The organism is Escherichia sp. MOD1-EC6819 (genome assembly GCF_002965765.1).
Taxonomy (GTDB): domain Bacteria; phylum Pseudomonadota; class Gammaproteobacteria; order Enterobacterales; family Enterobacteriaceae; genus Escherichia; species Escherichia ruysiae.
Genome location: NZ_PTRG01000006.1, coordinates 159,442 through 181,411, shown reverse-complemented (window position 1 = coordinate 181,411; position 21,970 = coordinate 159,442). Strand labels below are relative to the sequence as shown.

Below are 21,970 nucleotides of genomic sequence, written 5' to 3'. Positions count from 1 at the left end.
TGGTCAACAAGAGGTATTACATCAGTTGACTTTCCTCACCCGCCGCAGAGCGAAAGCTAATACTCACTAACGTGCCGCCGCCGGAAGGTTGCGAAAATGTCAGCGTTCCGCCCAGTCGTTCCGCGCGCTCGCGCATAATATTCAGACCATAATGGCCTTCAGGTTCTTTCGGTTCACCGATGCCAATCCCGTTGTCACGGATATAGACCGTGTGGTTGCCGTCCGGTGCGGTGACGCAGCTAACAGCGATTTCGCTGGCGTTGGCGTGCTTCATCGCATTCAGCACCGCTTCACGAATAATTTGCAACAGATGCACCTGCATTTGCGCATCCAGCGCCAGGGTTGGCAAGCGGCAGTCGAGGGTCAGTTTGGCGCTGGTTTGATTTTGTAATGTATCCAGCATTTCCCGCAGCGCGGAAGGGAGATCCGCCTGCTGCAGCGTGAGGCGGAAAGTGGTCAGCAGCTCGCGTAACTGCCGATACGCATCATTCAATGCCTGGGAAAAATCGGCCATGATACTTTGTGCGGTGGCGTTATCTTCCGGTATCGAACGCTTCAGTAACGTCAACTGGATACGCAAATAAGAAAGCACCTGAGCCAGCGAGTCGTGTAATTCGCGGGCGATGGTCGCGCGTTCCTCCATCAACAGCAATTGCTGAAAATGTTTCTGTGCCTGGTTAAAGTACAAACCGCGCCCCAGCATCGATGAAACGCTATTAAGCAGCGGTTCGGAGGCCGACACGTTGCTGTTTTGCCAGTGCAGCTCGCCGTAAACCGTCTCTTGCATGGTCACCGGTAAAATCTGCATCGGCAGTTGCGGGTTGGGCTTTCCTTCGCTAATCCGCCAGTTTTCACCGACATTTAACTCCAGATATTCAGCCGCTTCATTGTCGCGAACAATCTGCAAAATGTGGCGGAAACAATGCACATCAATCTGGCTGGTGTTCAGCGCCTGCGAACACTGATACAACACCTCCAGACGGCGCTTGGCCTCGTGGAGATCGCGGGTTTTTTCTTCTACTGACGCTTCCAGCGAACGGTACAATTTATGCAGTTCGCTCGACATCTGGTTAAAGGTTTTGGCCAGCAGTCCCAGCTCATTGGGCAGGCTGGTATCCAGCGGCGGTGAGTCGAACTGACCGTGTTCAATACGCTGACTGGCGGTAACCAGTTGATTCAGTGGGGCAACGACCTGATGGCGTATGCGGCGCAGAGTAAAAAAGACCAGCGTGAAAATACCGATGCCGCCAGCCAGCGAAATCGCCACCACCAGCAGCATTTTGCGTTCAGCGTAGTGCTGTAAAGCCAGCACGAACAGGTCTATCTGATTGACATAATTATCGATATTGGCCTGATACCACGGCAAATCCCCCTTGCTGAGCCGATTATTCATCTCCAGCCAGTTGGCATTCAGATGCGCATAGCGGGTTTTTACTGCCTCTGGCACATACCAGACGTTGAGATTGGTTAATACCGGTGAATGCAGTGCCTGCTGGAACAACTGGCGATGCGCATTGAGTTGTGGACTGCCACTTTGCAAGTCGTAGCCCAGGCGGTAACTCTGCATACGCAGCGATCCGGCAATATTGATCGCCTCAGCGTCGCGCAAACTGCTCGCCAGAGTTAGCAGAGCGATACCCGTGGAAAGAATCGACAGCAGCACAATGTAAAAAAAGGCCCTGGCCAGACTGGCCGAGACGGGGCGTTTAACAATCACACGCGTCTTCTCCACATAAAATCATTAATGTTCCAGGTTGTTGAAACGCAATTTAGTCAGTGATGGGATTATTTGATCTGCCACAGTTTATAGCGAAATAGTTACTTATTCTGGGCACATGGACATTGCCGATTCCCCTGCAAGTCGGGTAATAACAACACTCATATAAAGAATAAGGTTTTTACAACCAAAAAAGAAGGTCGTTATGAATCGTTTTATTATGGCCAACAGTCAGCAATGTCTGGGTTGTCATGCTTGTGAAATCGCCTGTGTCATGGCTCACAATGATGAGCAACATGTCCTGAGCCAACACCATTTTCATCCCCGAATTACGGTTATCAAACATCAGCAGCAACGTAGTGCAGTGACCTGTCACCATTGCGAAGATGCGCCCTGTGCCCGTAGCTGCCCCAATGGCGCAATCAGCCACGTTGATGACAGCATTCAGGTCAATCAGCAAAAGTGTATTGGCTGTAAATCCTGTGTGGTGGCCTGTCCGTTTGGCACCATGCAGATTGTCCTGACACCCGTCACAGCGGGTAAAGTGAAAGCCACGGCACATAAATGCGACCTGTGCGCAGGGCGAGAAAACGGCCCCGCCTGTGTCGAAAACTGCCCGGCGGATGCGCTGCAACTGGTCACCGACGCCGCACTCTCCGGCATAGCGAAATCTCGCCGCTTGCGCACTGCACGTCAGGAACATCAACCGTGGCATACCAGTACAGCGGCACAAGAAATGCCGGTAATGAGTAAAGTCGAGCAAATGCAGGCAACGCCCGCGCGCGGCGAGCCGGATAAACTGGCAATTGAAGCGCGCAAAACCGGCTTTGATGAAATTTATCTGCCATTCCGCACCGACCAGGCACAACGGGAAGCCTCGCGCTGCCTGAAGTGCGGCGAGCATAGCGTCTGTGAATGGACCTGCCCGCTGCATAACCATATTCCGCAGTGGATTGAACTGGTGAAAGCCGGAAATATCGACGCCGCCGTCGAGCTTTCTCACCAGACCAACACCCTGCCAGAAATTACCGGACGCGTCTGTCCGCAAGATCGCTTGTGTGAAGGCGCCTGCACCATTCGCGATGAGCACGGCGCGGTGACTATCGGCAACATTGAACGCTACATTTCAGATCAGGCGTTGGCGAAAGGTTGGCGTCCTGACTTAAGCCATGTCACCAAAGTGGACAAGCGAGTGGCGATTATCGGTGCGGGGCCTGCGGGGCTGGCCTGTGCGGACGTCCTGACCCGCAGCGGCGTGGAGGTGACGGTATACGATCGCCATCCAGAAATCGGTGGTTTGCTCACCTTTGGCATTCCTTCTTTCAAATTGGATAAATCGCTGATGGCGCGCCGTCGGGAAATCTTCAGCGCAATGGGGATTCACTTCAAACTCAATTGTGAAGTGGGTAAAGATGTCTCTTTGGATTCGCTGCTCGAACAATACGACGCAGTCTTCGTTGGCGTCGGCACTTACCGTTCCATGAAAGCGGGCTTACCCAATGAAGATGCGCCGGGCGTTTATGACGCTCTGCCGTTCCTTATTGCCAACACCAAACAGGTGATGGGGCTTGAAGAGCTACCGGAAGAGCCGTTTATCAATACAGCCGGGCTAAATGTCGTTGTACTGGGCGGCGGCGACACCGCGATGGACTGTGTGCGCACCGCGCTGCGCCACGGCGCAAGTAACGTCACCTGCGCCTATCGTCGTGATGAAGCTAACATGCCCGGTTCGAAAAAAGAGGTGAAGAACGCCCGCGAAGAGGGGGCTAACTTCGAATTTAACGTCCAGCCAGTGGCGCTTGAATTGAATGAGCAAGGTCACGTCTGCGGGATTCGTTTCCTGCGCACGCGTCTTGGCGAGCCGGATGCCCAAGGGCGTCGGCGTCCGGTGCCGGTGGAAGGCAGTGAATTTGTCATGCCTGCCGACGCGGTGATTATGGCGTTTGGTTTTAATCCGCATGATATGCCGTGGCTTCAGTCACACGGTGTAACGGTGGATAAATGGGGGCGCATCGTGGCTGATGTTGAAAGTCAGTACCGTTACCAGACGACGAACCCGAAAATCTTCGCTGGTGGCGATGCCGTGCGCGGTGCGGATCTCGTGGTGACTGCAATGGCGGAAGGGCGCCATGCGGCGCAGGGAATTATTGACTGGCTGGGGATAAAATCAGTCAAATCTCACTAATTCCATCCGCAGACAAACCCGACTTCACAGCGTAAGATACTTGTTCATTTCGCGCTGTGGAGTCGGTATGACGCAACAAATCACCCTCATCAAAGACCAAATTCTCTCCGATAACTATTTCACCCTGCACAACATTACCTACGATCTCACCCGCAAAGATGGCGAAGTTATCCGCCATAAACGTGAAGTTTACGATCGCGGCAATGGCGCGACGATCCTCCTGTACAACGCGAAGAAAAAGACCGTAGTTCTGATTCGTCAGTTCCGCGTCGCGACCTGGGTTAATGGCAATGAAAGCGGGCAGTTGATTGAAACCTGTGCCGGGCTGCTGGACAACGACGAACCCGAAGTGTGCATTCGCAAAGAAGCGATTGAAGAGACGGGTTATGAGGTTGGCGAAGTACGCAAATTATTTGAACTGTATATGTCGCCTGGCGGTGTGACCGAGCTAATCCACTTTTTTATCGCCGAATACAGTGACAGTCAGCGTGCTAACGCGGGGGGCGGCGTCGAAGATGAAGATATTGAAGTGCTTGAGCTGCCGTTCAGCCAGGCGCTTGAGATGATTAATACCGGCGAGATACGTGACGGTAAGACGGTGTTATTGCTTAACTATTTACAAACGTCACATTTAATGGACTGAAAAATAACAATAATATTTCGTTGTTTATTATTGGCTCAATCCGATAAATCCGATTGAGCCGCGCTACCTGCGCAACGAAGATACGACTTGTGCTGTTTGTTTGAACTTCTGGGGTCGTACCGTCCATGCGCTATCGCATTTTCCTTCTCTTTTTTTTCGCTTTGTTGCCGACGTCTTTCGCGTGGGCAGCACCAGCGCAGCGGACGTTTTCCGACTGGCAGGTCACCTGTAACAACCAAAATTTCTGCGTAGCGCGCAACACTGGCAATCATAATGGACTGGTGATGACTCTCAGTCGCAGTGCCGGGGCGCATACCGATGCCGTTTTACGTATTGAGCGCGGCGGGTTGAAGTCGCCGGATGCGTCGGAAGAGGCGATAGCGCCACGACTGCTGTTAGATGGCGAGCCGCTGGCGTTAAGCGGGGACAAGTGGCGGATTTCGCCGTGGTTATTAGTGACCGATGATACGGCGACCATCACCGCGTTTTTGCAAATGATTCAGGAAGGGAAGGCAATTACCTTACGCGACGGCGATCAGACCATTTCTCTTAATGGATTAAAAGCGGCGTTGTTGTTTATTGATGCCCAGCAAAAGCGCGTTGGCAGTGAAACTGCGTGGATCAAGAAAGGAGACGAGCCGCCACTCAGCGTACCGCCCGCGCCTGCGCTGAAAGAGGTTGTGGTGGTTAACCCAACGCCGACGCCACTCTCACTCGAAGAACGCAACGATTTGCTGGATTATGGAAACTGGCGGATGAATGGTCTGCGCTGCTCGCTTGATCCATTGCGTCGTGAGGTGAATGTCACTGCGCTGACTGATGATAAAGCGCTGATGATGATTAGCTGTGAGGCAGGGGCCTATAACACCATTGATTTGGCATGGATTGTGTCGCGTAAAAAGCCGCTGGCCTCGCGTCCGGTACGGTTGCGTTTGCCGTTCAATAACGGTCAGGAGACGAATGAACTGGAACTGATGAACGCGACATTTGATGAAAAATCGCGTGAACTGGTGACGTTAGCGAAAGGCCGTGGATTAAGCGATTGTGGTATCCAGACGCGCTGGCGTTTTGACGGCCAGCGTTTTCGTCTGGTGCGTTACGCTGCCGAACCCACCTGCGATAACTGGCATGGGCCAGACGCCTGGCCCACGTTGTGGATCACCCGTTAAACAAAATGGCGGGGACATGTAGACCGGATAAGACGCTGTAGGCCGGATAAGACGCGTCAGCGTCGCATCCGGCAATCAGCATCAGGCGATCAGCATCCGGCACCTTTCACTCCCAGCACCTTATGCGCTTTTGCCACAATATTCTCGGCGGTAAAGCCAAAGAACGGGAACAGCTTATCCGCCGGAGCAGATTCCCCATAACCTGTCATCCCGACAATTGCCCCTTTCAGACCAACATACTTGTACCAGTAATCGGCGATGCCTGCTTCCACCGCCACGCGAGCCGCAACGTTAGAAGGCAACACCGACTCCCGATATTCCTCATCCTGGGCGTCGAAAATATCGGTCGAGGGCAGGGAAACCACGCGAACATTGCGACCTTCTCCTGCTAATTTCTCCGCCGCTTGCAGGGTGATTTCCATCTCTGAACCGGTAGCAATCAAAATAATATCTGGCTTACCGCCGCTGTCTTTCAGCACATAACCGCCACGAGCAATCTCTTTTACCTGATCCGGCGTACGTTCCACCTGGGCCAGGTTCTGCCTTGAGAGGATCAGTGCCGTCGGTCCGTTGTGGCGCTCAACCGCCAGCTTCCAGCCCACCGCTGCTTCCACCTGATCGCACGGTCGCCAGGTGCTGAAATTCGGGGTTAAGCGCAAACTGGCCAGTTGCTCAACCGCCTGGTGCGTCGGGCCATCTTCCCCCAGACCAATCGAGTCATGGGTATAAACCATAATCTGCCGCGCTTTCATCAGCGCCGCCATACGTGCGGCGTTGCGGGCGTATTCAACAAACATCAGGAACGTCGCGGTATACGGTACAAATCCACCGTGGTGCGCGATGCCGTTGGCGATGGCGGTCATACCAAATTCACGCACTCCGTAGTGAATATAATTCCCTGCCAGATCTTCCTTCAGCGACACCGAACCTTTCCAGATGGTTAAGTTACTGGGAGCCAGATCCGCCGAACCGCCGAGCAGTTCCGGCAGCATGGGGCCGTAAGCGTTAAGCGTATTTTGCGACGCCTTACGGGTAGCGATTTTCGCCGGATTCGCCTGCAACTCATTGATATATTTCTGCGTCGTTTTCTCCCAGTCCTTCGGCAAACCTCCGCTCATCCGGCGGGTAAACTCCTCTGCCAGTTGCGGATGGGCTTTTTTATAAGCTGCAAACTTTTCATTCCAGCTCTGCTGCGCTTTTTCGCCTTTTTCGCGGGCATCCCAGGCGTGATAAATCTCTTTAGGGATCTCAAATGGCGGATGGTGCCAGCCCAGTTTTTGCCGTGCCAGCGCCACTTCTTCTTCCCCCAGTGGTGCGCCGTGCGCCTCTTCCTTACCCGCTTTATTAGGCGAACCGAAGCCAATCACCGTGCGGCAGATAATCAACGACGGCTTATCTTTCACGCTTTGCGCTTCGAGAATCGCTTCTTTCACCGCCTGCGGATCGTGACCGTCGATTTCATGGACAACATGCCAGTGATAGGCTTCAAAACGTTTTGCCGTATCGTCGGTAAACCAGCCTTCGGTTTCACCGTCGATGGAAATACCGTTGTGATCGTAAAAACCAATCAGCTTGCCTAGCCCCAGCGTGCCCGCCAGCGAACAGACTTCGTGAGAAATACCTTCCATCAGGCAGCCGTCGCCCATAAACACATAAGTGAAGTGATCGACAATTTCATGATCCGGCTGGTTAAACTGCGCCGCCAGCGTACGTTCTGCTATCGCCAGTCCAACCGCGTTCGCCAGCCCTTGCCCCAGCGGCCCTGTGGTGGTTTCAACGCCTGGCGTATAGCCAAGCTCAGGGTGTCCTGGGGTTTTCGAATGCAACTGACGGAAGTTCTTCAGCTCTTCCAGCGGCAGGTCGTAACCGGTCAGATGCAGCAAACTGTAGAGCAGCATCGAGGCATGACCGTTGGAGAGAATAAAGCGGTCGCGATCATACCAGGTTGGATCGGTGGGGTTATGTTTAAGAAAATCGTTCCACAGCACTTCGGCAATATCGGCCATGCCCATCGGCGCGCCGGGATGACCAGAATTGGCTTTTTGCACCGCATCCATACTGAGCGCGCGAATCGCATTGGCAAGGTCTTTTCGGGACATATAACACTCCGTGGCTGGTTTATAGTTTGGCGGCAAGAAGATCTTCCAGTTTGCGTTGATCGACGGCGAACAGGCGGATGCCTTCAGACAGTTTTTCTACCGCCATCGCATCCTGATTGTGCTCCCAACGGAACTCCGCTTCGCTCATGGGGGCAGGGCGTGGGAACGTCTGAGAAGGCGGGATCAATTTGCGGACGACTGGCGAGACTTTTTCCTGCAACTCTTTCAGCAAGTTCGGCGCGATAGTCAGACGATCGCAACCGGTTAAAGCGAGGATTTGCTCGGTACGGCGGAAACTTGCGCCCATCACAATGGTTTCATAGCGGTGCTGCTTGAAATAGTCGTAGATATTACGCACCGACTTAACGCCCGGATCTTCTTCCACCACATACGGATCCAGCGGCTTGCGCGCCTGATACCAGTCATAAATACGCCCGACAAATGGCGAAATCAGAAAAACGCCCGCTTCTGCACAGGCGCGTGCCTGAGCAAAGGAAAACAGCAGCGTCAGATTGCAATTAATGCCTTCTTTTTCCAGCTCTTCTGCCGCGCGGATCCCTTCCCAGGTTGAAGCTAGCTTGATCAGAATGCGTGATTTCTCAACGCCCTGCTGCTGGTACAAATCCACCAGATGACGCGCTTTCTCAATACTCTTTTCTTTATCAAAAGAGAGGCGTGCGTCAACTTCTGTCGATACACGACCGGGTACGATTTTGAGAATTTCTGTACCGAAATTGACCGCCAGCTTATCGCAGGCAGCTACCACTTGTTGTTCCTGCGTTTGACCATTTTTTTTACCCCAGGCGATAGCATCGTCTATTAAATGCTCATATTGTGATAATCCGGCAGCCTTGAGTAATAGCGAAGGATTGGTGGTGGCATCCTGAGGATGATAATGGCGAATGGACTCAATATCGCCGCTGTCTGCCACGACAGTGGTGAATTGTTTAATGCCGTCTAACTCGTTCATAGGAAATACTCCTTGAAAAGTAAAGTGTTAGGTGAGTGCGTTAATTCACACTTCTGAGAAATTTTGCTAATCGCATCAAAAAAGCATAGCAGACAGGCATGGTATTGCCGGATTAAGCAGGTAACATCAGTGTTATAGGATTATTGCCAAAATATTATTTTTATGAGGAGAGTTTGGACTTGCTCAAAGTCTGAAAGCTCCGGCAAGGTAATAATGTGCGCCATGTTGTGGGCTGAGGCAGTTGCCCACGCATTTTTGTGAACGTTACGTGAAAGGAACAACCAAATGGATGACCAGTTAAAACAAAGTGCACTTGATTTCCATGAATTTCCAGTTCCAGGGAAAATCCAGGTTTCTCCCACTAAACCTCTGGCCACGCAGCGCGATCTGGCGCTGGCCTACTCACCTGGCGTCGCCGCGCCTTGTCTTGAAATCGAGAAAGATCCGTTAAAAGCCTACAAATATACTGCGCGCGGTAACCTGGTGGCGGTGATCTCCAACGGTACGGCGGTACTGGGGTTAGGCAACATTGGCGCGCTGGCAGGCAAACCAGTGATGGAAGGCAAGGGCGTTCTGTTTAAGAAATTCGCCGGGATTGATGTGTTTGACATTGAAGTTGATGAACTCGATCCGGACAAATTTATCGAAGTGGTCGCTGCGCTGGAACCGACCTTTGGCGGCATCAACCTCGAAGACATTAAAGCGCCAGAGTGCTTCTATATTGAGCAGAAACTGCGCCAGCGGATGAACATTCCGGTATTCCACGACGACCAGCACGGAACGGCAATCATCAGCACCGCCGCTATCCTTAACGGCTTGCGCGTGGTAGAGAAAAACATCTCCGACGTGCGGATGGTGGTTTCCGGCGCGGGGGCAGCCGCCATCGCCTGTATGAACCTGCTGGTGGCACTGGGGCTGCAAAAACATAACATCGTGGTTTGTGACTCGAAAGGCGTTATCTATCAGGGTCGAGAGCCGAACATGGCGGAAACCAAAGCCGCTTATGCGGTGGTGGATGACGGTAAACGTACTCTCGACGATGTAATTGAAGGCGCGGATATTTTCCTTGGCTGCTCCGGCCCGAAAGTGCTGACCCAGGAAATGGTGAAGAAAATGGCTCGCGCGCCGATGATCCTGGCGCTGGCGAATCCGGAACCGGAAATTCTGCCGCCGCTGGCGAAAGAAGTGCGTCCGGATGCCATCATCTGTACTGGTCGTTCTGACTATCCAAACCAGGTCAACAACGTGCTTTGCTTCCCGTTCATTTTCCGTGGCGCGCTGGACGTTGGTGCAACCGCTATTAATGAAGAGATGAAACTGGCGGCGGTACGTGCGATTGCTGAACTGGCTCATGCGGAACAGAGCGAAGTGGTTGCTTCTGCCTATGGCGATCAGGATCTGAGCTTTGGCCCGGAATACATCATTCCTAAACCGTTCGATCCGCGTCTGATCGTCAAGATCGCGCCAGCGGTGGCAAAAGCGGCAATGGAGTCCGGCGTGGCGACGCGTCCGATTGCTGATTTCGACGTCTACATCGACAAACTGACCGAGTTCGTTTACAAAACCAACCTGTTTATGAAGCCGATCTTCTCTCAGGCTCGCAAAGCGCCGAAGCGCGTGGTGCTGCCGGAAGGGGAAGAGGCGCGCGTGTTGCACGCGACTCAGGAACTGGTAACGCTGGGACTGGCGAAACCGATTCTTATTGGTCGTCCGAACGTGATCGAAATGCGTATTCAGAAACTGGGCTTGCAGATCAAAGCGGGCGTTGATTTTGAGATCGTCAATAACGAATCCGATCCGCGCTTTAAAGAGTACTGGAGCGAATACTTCCAGATCATGAAACGTCGCGGGGTCACCCAGGAACAGGCACAGCGTGCATTGATCGGCAATCCGACAGTGATCGGCGCGATTATGGTTCAGCGTGGCGAAGCCGATGCAATGATCTGCGGTACGGTGGGGGATTATCACGAACACTTTAGTGTGGTGAAAAATGTGTTTGGTTATCGCGATGGCGTTCACACCGCAGGCGCAATGAACGCGCTGCTGCTGCCGAGTGGTAACACCTTCATTGCTGACACCTACGTCAACGATGATCCAGACGCAGAAGGGCTGGCGGAGATCACGCTGATGGCGGCAGAAACTGTCCGTCGTTTCGGTATTGAGCCGCGTGTTGCCTTACTCTCGCACTCCAACTTTGGTTCTTCAAATTGCCCGTCGTCCAGCAAAATGCGTAAAGCCCTGGAACTGGTCAGGGAACGTGCGCCAGAACTGATGATTGATGGCGAAATGCACGGTGATGCGGCGCTGGTGGAAGCGATTCGCAACGATCGTATGCCGGACAGCTCTCTGAAAGGTTCCGCTAATATTCTGGTGATGCCGAATATGGAAGCCGCCCGCATTAGTTACAACTTACTACGCGTTTCCAGCTCGGAAGGTGTAACCGTTGGTCCGGTGCTGATGGGCGTGGCGAAACCGGTTCACGTATTAACGCCAATCGCGTCGGTACGTCGTATCGTCAACATGGTGGCGCTGGCCGTGGTTGAAGCGCAAACCCAGCCGCTGTAATTCTTTCTTAACTCTTACGCTTACCCTGAATATTCAGGGTAAGCGGTTTATCGCAATATATCAGAAGGAATTATTACTTGTTTTTCGAATAATAAAGCGCGCCATATAAAAATAAATCAATATCAATTTAATTATATTCATGTGCTGTACATGAAAATTTATGCATTAGATAAAATATCTCTCCATTCTTAGTGATCTACCTCACCTTTTAAACTCCCTTGCCGAATTTTGTTATTTACTCTGACGAAAAATTGTCACGATAGCGCCAGATTTTTCACAGGCGGCGACTCATGGATAAAGAACGCATCATTCAGGAATTTGTGCCCGGTAAACAGGTCACGCTGGCGCATTTAATTGCGCATCCCGGTGAGGAACTGGCGAAGAAAATCGGTGTTCCCGATGCCGGCGCAATCGGCATTATGACGCTAACTCCCGGTGAAACAGCGATGATCGCCGGCGATTTAGCACTGAAAGCCGCCGATGTGCATATCGGTTTTCTTGACCGTTTTAGCGGCGCGCTGGTGATTTATGGCTCGGTGGGCGCGGTAGAAGAAGCGTTATCACAAACCGTCAGCGGTTTAGGGCGCTTATTAAATTATACGCTTTGTGAAATGACCAAAAGTTAATGCGAGGCATTCATGAAACGAATTGCGTTTGTGGGTGCTGTCGGAGCAGGAAAGACAACGTTATTTAATGCGTTGCAAGGGGATTATACCCTCGCGCGAAAAACGCAGGCTGTGGAATTTAATAATAAGGGTGATATTGATACGCCAGGTGAATATTTTAGCCATCCCCGCTGGTATCACGCCTTAATTACCACGCTACAGGATGTGGACATGCTGATATATGTCCACGGCGCGAATGACCCGGAAAGCCGATTACCTGCCGGGTTGCTGGATATTGGCGTCACGAAACGGCAAATCGCCGTCATCAGTAAAACGGACATGCCGGATGCTGACGTCGCCGCAACGCGACAGTTATTGCGCGAGACTGGCTTTGAAGAGCCGATTTTCGAGCTAAACAGCCACGACCCGCAAAGCGTGCAGCAACTGGTGGATTATCTGGCATCTCTCACCGAACAGGAGGAAGCAGGTGAAAAAACTCATCACAGCGAATGATATTCGTGAAGCCTATGCGCGCGGCGAACAGGCAATGTCCGTGGTTCTGCGCGCCAGCATTATCACCCCGGAAGCGCGAGAAGTGGCGGATCTGCTGGGGTTTATCATCACCGAATGCGATGAATCGACACCGGTAACGGCGTCCGTTCCTGCCAGCGCGCCTGCCGATAAAACCGAAAGTCAGCGCATTCGCGAAACCATCATCGCCCAACTGCCGGAAGGCCAGTTTACCGAAAGCCTGGTCGCGCAACTGATGGAAAAAGTGATGAAGGAAAAGCAGTCGCTGGAGCAGGGCGCAATGCAGTCGAGTTTTAAATCGGTGACCGGCAAAGGCGGCATCAAAGTTATCGATGGCGGCAGCGTGAAGTTTGGTCGTTTCGACGGCGCGGAGCCTCAATGCGTCGGGTTGACCGACCTGGTTACCGGAGATGACGGCAGCAGCATGGCTGCGGGTTTTATGCAGTGGGATAACGCCTTCTTCCCGTGGAAGCTGAACTACGACGAAATCGACATGGTACTGGAAGGTGAACTGCACGTTCGCCATGAAGGCGAAACCATGATCGCCAAAGCGGGCGACGTGATGTTTATCCCGAAGGGTTCCAGCATCGAATTTGGTACGACATCCAGCGTGAAATTCCTGTATGTCGCCTGGCCGGCTAACTGGCAATCCCTATGAAAGATTTCATCACCGAAGCATGGCTAAGAGCGAACCATACGCTTAGCGAAGGCGCAGAGATCCATCTCCCTGCGCACAGTCGCCTGACGCCCTCTGCCCGGGAGTTACTGGAAAGCCGCCATCTGCGCATCAAGTTTATTGACGAGTAGGGCCGCCTGTTTGTTGACGATGAACAGCAGCAGCCACAGCCCGTTCACGGGCTGACCAGTAGCGATGAACATCCGCAGGCGTGCTGCGAACTGTGCCGTCAGCCGGTGGCAAAAAAGCCGGATACGCTGACTCACCTGTCGGCGGAAAAAATGGTCGCCAAAAGCGATCCGCGCCTGGGTTTTCGCGCGGTTCTCGACAGCACCATTGCGCTGGCAGTGTGGCTGCAAATTGAACTGGCGGAGCCCTGGCAGCCATGGCTGGCGGACATCCGCTCGCGTCTTGGCAACATTATGCGTGCCGATGCGCTGGGGGAACCGTTGGGCAATCAAGCGATTGTCGGGCTTTCTGACGAAGATCTGCATCGGCTTTCCCATCAGCCGCTGCGTTATCTCGACCACGATCATCTGGTGCCGGAAGCCAGCCACGGGCGCGATGCCGCGTTGCTCAATCTGCTACGCACCAAAGTGCGTGAAACCGAAACCGTAGCGGCGCAGGTGTTTATCACCCGCAGTTTTGAAGTGTTACGCCCGGACATCTTGCAGGCGCTGAACCGCCTTTCCAGCACAGTTTACGTGATGATGATCCTGAGCGTGACGAAGCAGCCGCTAACGGTGACGCAGATCCAACAACGACTGGGAGAGACGCCATGATAATTGAACGTTGTCGTGAACTGGCGTTGCGAGCGCCCGCCAGAGTGATTTTTCCGGATGCGTTAGATCAACGTGTGCTGAAAGCCGCGCAATATTTACATCAACAAGGTCTGGCAACGCCCATTCTGGTCGCCAATCCGTTTGAACTTCGCCAGTTTGCGCTCAGTCACGGCGTGGCGATGGACGGGCTACAGGTGATTGATCCACACAGCAATCTTGCGATGCGGGAAGAATTTGCCCACCGCTGGCTTGCTCGCGCAGGCGATAAAACGCCGCCGGACGCGCTGGATAAACTCACCGATCCGCTGATGTTTGCCGCCGCAATGGTCAGCGCCGGTACAGCGGATGTTTGCATTGCGGGCAACCTCTCTTCCACGGCGAATGTGTTACGCGCCGGATTACGCATTATTGGTTTGCAGCCGGGCTGTAAAACGCTCTCCTCCATTTTCCTGATGCTGCCGCAGTACAGCGGCTCCGCGTTGGGTTTTGCCGATTGCAGCGTGGTGCCACAGCCGACGGCGGCGCAACTGGCGGATATCGCGCTTGCCAGCGCCGACACCTGGCGCGCTATCACCGGAGAAGAACCGCGCGTGGCGATGCTGTCGTTTTCCAGCAACGGCAGCGCCCGTCACCCCTGCGTTGCTAACGTTCAGCAGGCGACCGAAATCGTCCGTGAACGCGCGCCACAGCTTGTGGTGGATGGAGAATTACAGTTTGACGCCGCCTTCGTGCCGGATGTTGCGGCGCAAAAAGCGCCTGCCAGCCCGCTACAGGGCAAAGCGAATGTAATGGTTTTTCCGTCGCTGGAGGCAGGAAATATTGGCTACAAAATCGCACAACGACTTGGCGGATATCGTGCCGTCGGACCGTTGATACAAGGGCTTGCCGCGCCGATGCACGATCTCTCTCGTGGCTGTAGCGTGCAGGAAATTATCGAACTGGCGCTGGTGGCAGCCGTACCGCGTCAGACAGAAGTGAACCGCGAAAGCAGTTTACAAACACTGGTTGAATGAACGGTCCCGTTCTGGACCCCTATAAAGAGGAAAACACAATGGAAGCATTAGGAATGATCGAAACCCGGGGCCTGGTTGCACTGATTGAGGCTTCTGACGCGATGGTAAAAGCTGCGCGCGTCAAACTGGTTGGTGTTAAGCAGATTGGCGGCGGCCTGTGTACTGCGATGGTTCGCGGTGATGTTGCTGCCTGTAAAGCGGCGACCGATGCCGGTGCCGCAGCGGCACAGCGTATTGGCGAGCTAGTATCTGTCCACGTTATTCCGCGTCCGCACGGCGACCTGGAAGAAGTGTTCCCGATCGGCCTGAAAGGCGACAGCAGTAACCTGTAATCACCCTGTGTGACGTCGATTCGGGCGTCACGCTCTCTCCTTTTTCTATTTACCTTCTGCGGAGGGTAGGGGGAGCTTTTACCTGAAATACGCCACGGAGGCGGGTATGAAACTGGCAGTCGTCACTGGACAAATTGTTTGTACCGTACGCCATCACGGACTGGCGCATGACAAATTGCTGATGGTGGAAATGATTGATTCACAGGGAAACCCTGACGGGCAGTGTGCCGTTGCCATCGACAACATTGGCGCAGGAGCCGGGGAGTGGGTGTTGCTGGTGAGTGGCAGTTCCGCCCGCCAGGCGCATAAAAGCGAAACGTCACCGGTCGATCTGTGCGTGATTGGCATCGTCGATGAGGTGGTCTCTGGCGGTCAGGTAATTTTCCACAAATAAGGCAGAACATCATGAATCAACAGGATATTGAACAGGTGGTGAAAGCGGTACTGCTGAAAATGCAAAGCAGTGACATGCCGCCCGCCGTCGTTCATGAGATGGGCGTTTTCGCTTCCCTGGATGACGCCGTTGCGGCAGCCAAAATTGCTCAGCAAGGGTTAAAAAGCGTGGCAATGCGCCAGTTAGCTATTGCTGCCATTCGTGAAGCAGGCGAAAAACACGCCAGAGATTTAGCGGAACTTGCCGTCAGTGAAACCGGCATGGGGCGCGTCGAAGATAAATTTGCCAAAAACGTCGCTCAGGCGCGCGGTACGCCGGGCGTTGAGTGTCTCTCTGCGCAGGTGCTGACCGGCGACAACGGCCTGACCCTAATTGAAAACGCGCCCTGGGGCGTGGTGGCTTCGGTAACGCCGTCCACTAACCCGGCGGCGACCGTTATTAATAACGCCATCAGCCTGATTGCGGCGGGCAACAGCGTCATTTTTGCCCCGCATCCGGCGGCGAAAAAAGTCTCCCAGCGGGCGATTACGCTGCTCAACCAGGCGATTGTTGCCGCAGGCGGGCCGGAAAATTTACTGGTGACCGTGGCAAATCCGGATATCGAAACCGCGCAACGCTTGTTCAAGTTTCCGGGCATCGGCCTTTTGGTGGTGACCGGCGGCGAAGCAGTGGTGGAAGCGGCGCGTAAACACACCAATAAACGTCTGATAGCCGCAGGTGCAGGCAACCCGCCGGTAGTGGTGGATGAAACCGCCGACCTTGCCCGTGCCGCTCAGTCCATTGTCAAAGGCGCTTCTTTCGATAACAACATTATTTGTGCCGATGAAAAGGTACTGATTGTCGTCGATAGCGTAGCCGATGAACTGATGCGTCTGATGGAAGGCCAGAACGCGGTGAAACTGACCGCAGAGCAGGCGCAGCAGTTGCAACCGGTGTTGCTGAAAAATATCGACGAACGCGGAAAGGGCACAGTCAGCCGCGACTGGGTAGGTCGCGATGCGGCGAAAATCGCGGCGGCAATCGGTCTGAACGTGCCGCAAGAAACGCGCTTGCTGTTTGTAGAAACCACCGCAGAACATCCGTTTGCCGTGACCGAACTGATGATGCCGGTACTGCCGGTGGTGCGCGTCGCCAATGTGGCGGATGCCATTGCGCTGGCGGTGAAACTGGAAGGCGGTTGCCACCACACGGCGGCAATGCACTCGCGCAACATCGAAAACATGAACCAGATGGCGAATGCCATTGATACCAGCATTTTCGTTAAGAACGGACCGTGTATTGCCGGGCTGGGGCTGGGCGGGGAAGGCTGGACCACCATGACCATCACCACGCCAACCGGTGAAGGGGTAACCAGCGCGCGGACGTTTGTCCGTCTGCGTCGCTGTGTATTAGTCGATGCGTTTCGCATTGTTTAAGGAGTAACAGATGGCGCACGACGAACAATGGCTCACCCCACGTCTGCACATAGCGGCAACGCTGTGTAACCAGACGCCTGCCGCGACGGAATCTCCGCTGTGGCTGGGGGTGGATCTGGGCACCTGCGATGTGGTGTCGATGGTTGTCGACCGCGAAGGTCAGCCGGTGGCGGTATGCCTCGACTGGGCCGATGTGGTCCGCGACGGCATCGTCTGGGATTTCTTCGGCGCAGTCACCATTGTTCGTCGCCATCTCGACACCCTTGAGCAGCAATTCGGTCGCCGTTTTAGCCATGCGGCGACGTCATTTCCCCCAGGTACGGATGCGCGTATTTCCATCAACGTACTGGAATCTGCCGGACTGGAAGTCAGCCATGTTCTGGATGAACCAACCGCAGTCGCGGATCTACTGCAACTGGATAACGCAGGCGTAGTGGATATTGGCGGCGGCACCACCGGTATTGCCATCGTGAAACAGGGCAAAGTGACCTACTCGGCGGATGAAGCCACCGGCGGACATCACATTTCTCTGACGCTCGCCGGAAATCGTCGTATTCCGCTGGAAGAGGCTGAGCAGTACAAGCGCGGTCACGGTGAAGAGATTTGGCCAGTGGTGAAACCGGTGTACGAAAAAATGGCGGACATTGTCGCGCGGCATATCGCAGGGCAGGGCATTACTGATTTATGGCTGGCAGGCGGCTCCTGTATGCAACCGGGCGTGGCGGAGCTGTTTCGCAAACAATTCCCGACATTACAGGTGCATTTACCGCAGCACAGTCTGTTTATGACCCCGCTGGCGATTGCCAGTAGCGGGCGAGAGAAAGCGGAGGGGATCTATGCAAAATGAATTGCAGACCGCGCTCTTTCAGGCATTCGATGCCCTGAATCTGCAACGGGTAAAAACATTTAGCGTCCCGCCGGTGACGCTTTGCGGCTCTGGTGCGGTGAGCAGCTGCGGACAGCAGGCGCAAACGCGCGGGTTGAAACATCTGTTCGTGATGACAGACAGCTTGTTGCATCAGGCGGGGATGACCGCCGGGCTGACGCGTAGCCTGGCGGTAAAAGGTATCGCCATGACGCTCTGGCCATGTCCGGTGGGCGAACCGTGCATTACCGACGTGTGTGCGGCTGTGGCGCAACTGCGTGAATCGGGTTGCGATGGGGTGATTGCGTTTGGCGGTGGATCGGTGCTCGATGCGGCGAAAGCCGTGGCGTTGCTGGTGACGAACCCCGATAGCACGCTGGCAGAGATGTCAGAAACCCGCGTTCTGCAACCGCGCCTGCCGCTGATTGCCATTCCAACTACCGCCGGAACCGGCTCTGAAACCACTAACGTAACGGTGATTATCGACGCTGTGAGCGGGCGCAAGCAGGTGTTAGCACATGCCTCGCTGATGCCGGATGTGGCGATTCTCGATGCCGCGCTGACCGAAGGCGTGCCGTCGCATGTCACGGCGATGACCGGCATCGATGCGTTAACCCATGCCATTGAAGCGTATAGCGCACTGAAAGCCACACCGTTTACCGACAGTCTGGCGATTGGCGCCATTGCGATGATTGGTAAATCGCTGCCGAAAGCGGTGGGCTACGGGCACGACCTTGCCGCGCGCGAAAGTATGTTGCTCGCATCATGCATGGCGGGAATGGCGTTTTCCAGTGCGGGGCTTGGGTTATGCCACGCGATGGCGCATCAGCCGGGCGCGGCGCTGCATATTCCGCACGGTCTGGCGAATGCCATGCTGCTGCCAACGGTGATGGAGTTTAACCGGATGGTATGCCGCGAACGTTTTAGCCAGGTAGGCAGGGCGCTGCGAACTAAAAAATCCGACGAGCGTGATGCTATTAACGCGGTTAGTGAGCTGATTGCGGAAGTTGGGATTGGTAAACGACTGGGCGATGTTGGTGCGACATCTGCGCATTACGGCGCATGGGCGCAGGCCGCGCTGGAAGATATTTGTCTGCGCAGTAATCCGCGTACCGCCAGCCTGGAACAGATTGTCGGCCTGTACGCAGCAGCACAATAAATGCCGGATGCGACGCTTGCCGCGTCTTATCCGGCCTACGGGATTGCACATGTAGGGCGGATAAGGCGTTCACGCCGCATCCGCCAGTGCGGAGCAATTGCCGGATGCGACGCTTTCCGCGTCTTATCCGACCTACAGGATTGCACATGTAGGGCGGATAAGGCGTTTACGCCGCATCCGCCAATAAATAACAACTAACAGGGAGTAAAGGCGATGGGAATTAACGAAATCATCATGTACATCATGATGTTCTTTATGCTGATAGCGGCCGTAGACAGGATCTTGTCGCAGTTCGGCGGTTCTGCACGTTTCCTCGGTAAATTCGGTAAAAGTATTGAAGGATCGGGCGGGCAGTTCGAAGAAGGCTTTATGGCGATGGGCGCACTGGGCCTGGCGATGGTCGGTATGACCGCGCTGGCACCGGTACTGGCGCATGTACTTGGGCCGGTAATCATCCCCGTTTATGAAATGCTCGGCGCAAACCCTTCCATGTTCGCCGGAACACTGCTGGCGTGCGATATGGGCGGCTTCTTCCTCGCCAAAGAGCTGGCGGGCGGTGACGTAGCAGCGTGGCTATACTCTGGGTTAATTCTCGGATCGATGATGGGGCCAACGATTGTGTTTTCCATTCCGGTGGCGCTCGGCATTATCGAACCCTCAGATCGTCGTTATCTGGCACTCGGCGTGCTGGCGGGCATTGTGACCATTCCGATTGGTTGTATCGCCGGTGGCCTGGTGGCAATGTACTCAGGCGTACAGATCAACGGCCAGCCGGTGGAGTTCACCTTCGCCCTGATTCTGATGAACATGATCCCGGTGCTTATCGTTGCGGTGCTGGTGGCGCTGGGGCTGAAGTTCATCCCGGAAAAAATGATCAACGGCTTCCAGATCTTTGCCAAATTTCTCGTTGCATTAATCACCCTCGGTCTTGCCGCTGCGGTGGTGAAATTCCTGCTTGGCTGGGAACTGATCCCCGGTCTTGATCCCATCTTCATGGCGCCTGGCGACAAACCTGGTGAAGTGATGCGCGCGATTGAGGTTATCGGTTCGATCTCCTGCGTCCTGCTTGGCGCGTATCCGATGGTACTGCTACTGACCCGCTGGTTTGAAAAACCGCTGATGAGCGTCGGTAAAGTGCTGAATATGAACAATATCGCGGCAGCAGGCATGGTGGCGACGCTTGCCAACAATATCCCGATGTTCGGCATGATGAAGCAGATGGATACTCGCGGCAAAGTCATCAACTGTGCCTTCGCCGTTTCCGCAGCCTTCGCCCTGGGCGACCATTTAGGCTTCGCGGCTGCCAACATGAACGCCATGATCTTCCCGATGATTGTTGGCAAGCTGATCGGCGGCGTCACGGCGATTGGCGTGGCGATGATGCTGGTGCCAAAAGAAGACGCGGCAACGGCTAAAAACGCAGCGGAGGCGCAATCGTGAGCACTCGCCAGCTACTGAGCGTCGGTATTGATATCGGCACCACCACCACTCAGGTGATCTTCTCCCATCTGGAACTGGTTAACCGTGCGGCGGTGTCGCAGGTGCCGCGCTACGAATTTATCAAACGCGAAATTAGCTGGCAAAGCCCGGTGTTCTTTACCCCTGTCGATAAACAGGGCGGGCTAAAAGAAGCGGAACTGAAATCCTTAATCCTCGAGCAATATCAGGCCGCAGGCATCGCGCCGGAAAGCGTTGATTCCGGCGCCATCATCATCACCGGCGAAAGCGCGAAAACCCGCAATGCCCGTCCGGCGGTGATGGCGCTCTCCCGGTCGCTGGGCGATTTTGTCGTCGCCAGCGCCGGACCGCATCTCGAATCCGTGATTGCAGGCCACGGCGCCGGGGCGCAAACCCTTTCTGAACAACGGTTATGTCGGGTACTGAATATTGACATCGGCGGTGGCACCGCGAACTACGCCCTGTTCGATGCCGGAAAAATCAGCGGGACTGCCTGCCTCAACGTCGGCGGTCGCCTGCTGGAAACCGACAGCCAGGGGCGCGTGGTTTACGCCCATAAACCGGGGCAGATGGTTGTGGATGAGTGCTTCGGCGCAGGCACCGATGCCCGTTCACTGACCGGTGCGCAACTGGTGCAGGTCACCCGGCGGATGGCGGCGCTGATTGTCGAAGTGATTGACGGTACGCTCTCGCCGCTCGCGCAGGCATTGATGCAAACCGGTTTGCTGCCCGCAGGCGCTACGCCGGAAATCATTACGCTCTCCGGCGGGGTTGGCGAATGTTATCGCCACCAGCCCGCTGACCCGTTCTGTTTTGCCGATATTGGCCCGTTGCTGGCAACGGCGCTGCATGAGCATCCGCGCCTGCGTGAAATGAACGTGCAGTTTCCGGCGCAAACCGTGCGCGCCACGGTGATTGGCGCGGGCGCGCATACCCTTTCGCTCTCGGGCAGCACTATCTGGCTGGAGGGCGTACAACTGCCGCTGCGCAATTTGCCAGTGGCGATCCCAATTGATGAAACGGATCTGGTGAATGGCTGGCAACAGGCGCTGATTCAGCTTGATCTATGCCCCAAAACTGACGCGTACGTGCTGGCGCTTCCCGCCGGGCTTCCGGTGCGTTACGCCTCGGTACTGACGGTCATCAACGCGCTGGTCGATTTCGTCGCGCGTTTTCCGAATCCGCATCCCCTGCTGGTGGTAGCCGGGCAGGACTTTGGTAAAGCTCTGGGCATGTTATTGCGCCCACAGCTACAACAACTCCCGTTGGCAGTCATTGACGAAGTGATTGTTCGCGCGGGGGACTATATCGACATTGGTACGCCTCTTTTTGGCGGATCGGTTGTGCCGGTGACGGTGAAATCACTCGCATTTCCTTCCTGAGGGAACGACT

Annotated in this window: 18 protein-coding genes and 1 pseudogene; 16 read left to right on the top strand and 3 right to left on the bottom strand. The window is 54.7% G+C overall.

All coding sequences use genetic code 11. From position 1 onward, the window contains the following. Nucleotides 1-16: 16 nt before the first annotated feature. On the bottom strand, nt 17-1,717 hold the full coding sequence (gene narQ / locus A7Z06_RS10650; RefSeq protein WP_024212552.1) for a nitrate/nitrite two-component system sensor histidine kinase NarQ: 1,701 nt from the start codon (nt 1,715-1,717) through the stop codon (nt 17-19). Nucleotides 1,718-1,922: 205 nt separating this feature from the next. Here narQ and aegA point away from each other — a divergent pair, with 205 nt between their 5' ends. The 3 genes from aegA (at nt 1,923) to A7Z06_RS10635 (ending at nt 5,714) form a co-directional block, all read left to right on the top strand. Beyond that, nucleotides 1,923-3,902 carry a formate-dependent uric acid utilization protein AegA gene (aegA, locus tag A7Z06_RS10645; protein WP_001078905.1) on the top strand — a complete coding sequence of 660 codons (1,980 nt, stop codon included), beginning with the start codon at nt 1,923-1,925 and terminating at the stop codon, nt 3,900-3,902. A 67-nt stretch (nt 3,903-3,969) separates the two neighbouring features. Further along, a complete protein-coding gene (gene nudK / locus A7Z06_RS10640; RefSeq protein WP_010344584.1) occupies nt 3,970-4,545 on the top strand; it encodes a GDP-mannose pyrophosphatase NudK in 576 nt (191 codons plus the stop codon). Between the two features lie 125 nt (nt 4,546-4,670). After that, complete coding sequence (locus A7Z06_RS10635; RefSeq protein ID WP_001270499.1) at nt 4,671-5,714, top strand: DUF1176 domain-containing protein; 1,044 nt, start codon at nt 4,671-4,673, stop codon at nt 5,712-5,714. Between the two features lie 89 nt (nt 5,715-5,803). Here A7Z06_RS10635 and tkt read toward each other — a convergent pair whose 3' ends face one another. Together tkt and tal are read right to left on the bottom strand one after the other, a co-directional pair. Continuing rightward, complete coding sequence (tkt, locus tag A7Z06_RS10630) at nt 5,804-7,813, bottom strand: transketolase (protein ID WP_000087340.1); 2,010 nt, start codon at nt 7,811-7,813, stop codon at nt 5,804-5,806. A 19-nt stretch (nt 7,814-7,832) separates the two neighbouring features. Beyond that, a complete protein-coding gene (gene tal / locus A7Z06_RS10625) occupies nt 7,833-8,783 on the bottom strand; it encodes a transaldolase (protein ID WP_001003728.1) in 951 nt (316 codons plus the stop codon). A gap of 285 nt (nt 8,784-9,068) precedes the next feature. Between tal and maeB the strand changes: the two genes are divergently transcribed. From maeB to eutA, 13 genes and pseudogenes are all read left to right on the top strand, one after another. After that, nucleotides 9,069-11,348, top strand: coding sequence for an NADP-dependent oxaloacetate-decarboxylating malate dehydrogenase (gene maeB / locus A7Z06_RS10620; protein WP_000342666.1), 2,280 nt, complete (start codon nt 9,069-9,071; stop codon nt 11,346-11,348). 290 nt (nt 11,349-11,638) lie between these two features. Further along, nucleotides 11,639-11,974, top strand: a complete 336-nt coding sequence (gene eutS, locus A7Z06_RS10615) for an ethanolamine utilization microcompartment protein EutS (protein ID WP_000356956.1) — start codon at nt 11,639-11,641, stop codon at nt 11,972-11,974. A 12-nt stretch (nt 11,975-11,986) separates the two neighbouring features. Further along, entirely contained in the window at nt 11,987-12,466 is a 480-nt protein-coding gene (gene eutP / locus A7Z06_RS10610) for an ethanolamine utilization acetate kinase EutP (protein WP_000820741.1), read from the top strand. Next, nucleotides 12,441-13,142: an ethanolamine utilization acetate kinase EutQ gene (eutQ, locus tag A7Z06_RS10605; protein ID WP_000733940.1), complete on the top strand. Its 702-nt coding sequence runs from the start codon at nt 12,441-12,443 to the stop codon at nt 13,140-13,142. The genes eutP and eutQ overlap by 26 nt, the downstream gene beginning before the upstream one ends. Next, nucleotides 13,139-13,942: pseudogene (gene eutT, locus A7Z06_RS10600) on the top strand (ethanolamine utilization cob(I)yrinic acid a,c-diamide adenosyltransferase EutT). The gene eutQ and the pseudogene eutT overlap by 4 nt, the downstream one beginning before the upstream one ends. Continuing rightward, complete coding sequence (pta, locus tag A7Z06_RS10595; RefSeq protein ID WP_000582950.1) at nt 13,939-14,955, top strand: phosphate acetyltransferase; 1,017 nt, start codon at nt 13,939-13,941, stop codon at nt 14,953-14,955. The pseudogene eutT and the gene pta overlap by 4 nt, the downstream one beginning before the upstream one ends. Nucleotides 14,956-14,993: 38 nt before the next feature. Continuing rightward, entirely contained in the window at nt 14,994-15,287 is a 294-nt protein-coding gene (gene eutM, locus A7Z06_RS10590) for an ethanolamine utilization microcompartment protein EutM (RefSeq protein WP_000387713.1), read from the top strand. Between the two features lie 106 nt (nt 15,288-15,393). Continuing rightward, nucleotides 15,394-15,681 carry an ethanolamine utilization microcompartment protein EutN gene (eutN, locus tag A7Z06_RS10585; RefSeq protein WP_000762199.1) on the top strand — a complete coding sequence of 96 codons (288 nt, stop codon included), beginning with the start codon at nt 15,394-15,396 and terminating at the stop codon, nt 15,679-15,681. A gap of 11 nt (nt 15,682-15,692) precedes the next feature. After that, nucleotides 15,693-17,096: an aldehyde dehydrogenase family protein gene (locus A7Z06_RS10580; RefSeq protein WP_001075654.1), complete on the top strand. Its 1,404-nt coding sequence runs from the start codon at nt 15,693-15,695 to the stop codon at nt 17,094-17,096. Between the two features lie 10 nt (nt 17,097-17,106). Then, nucleotides 17,107-17,943, top strand: coding sequence for an ethanolamine utilization protein EutJ (gene eutJ, locus A7Z06_RS10575; RefSeq protein WP_000929688.1), 837 nt, complete (start codon nt 17,107-17,109; stop codon nt 17,941-17,943). Continuing rightward, nucleotides 17,933-19,120 (top strand): ethanolamine utilization ethanol dehydrogenase EutG, encoded by a 1,188-nt coding sequence (gene eutG, locus A7Z06_RS10570; protein WP_001178769.1) that lies wholly within the window; start codon nt 17,933-17,935, stop codon nt 19,118-19,120. Before eutJ ends, eutG begins: the two co-directional genes overlap by 11 nt. A gap of 213 nt (nt 19,121-19,333) precedes the next feature. Further along, nucleotides 19,334-20,560, top strand: coding sequence for an ethanolamine utilization protein EutH (eutH, locus tag A7Z06_RS10565; protein ID WP_000512384.1), 1,227 nt, complete (start codon nt 19,334-19,336; stop codon nt 20,558-20,560). After that, nucleotides 20,557-21,960: an ethanolamine ammonia-lyase reactivating factor EutA gene (gene eutA, locus A7Z06_RS10560; protein WP_000107567.1), complete on the top strand. Its 1,404-nt coding sequence runs from the start codon at nt 20,557-20,559 to the stop codon at nt 21,958-21,960. Before eutH ends, eutA begins: the two co-directional genes overlap by 4 nt. Nucleotides 21,961-21,970 lie beyond the last annotated feature (10 nt).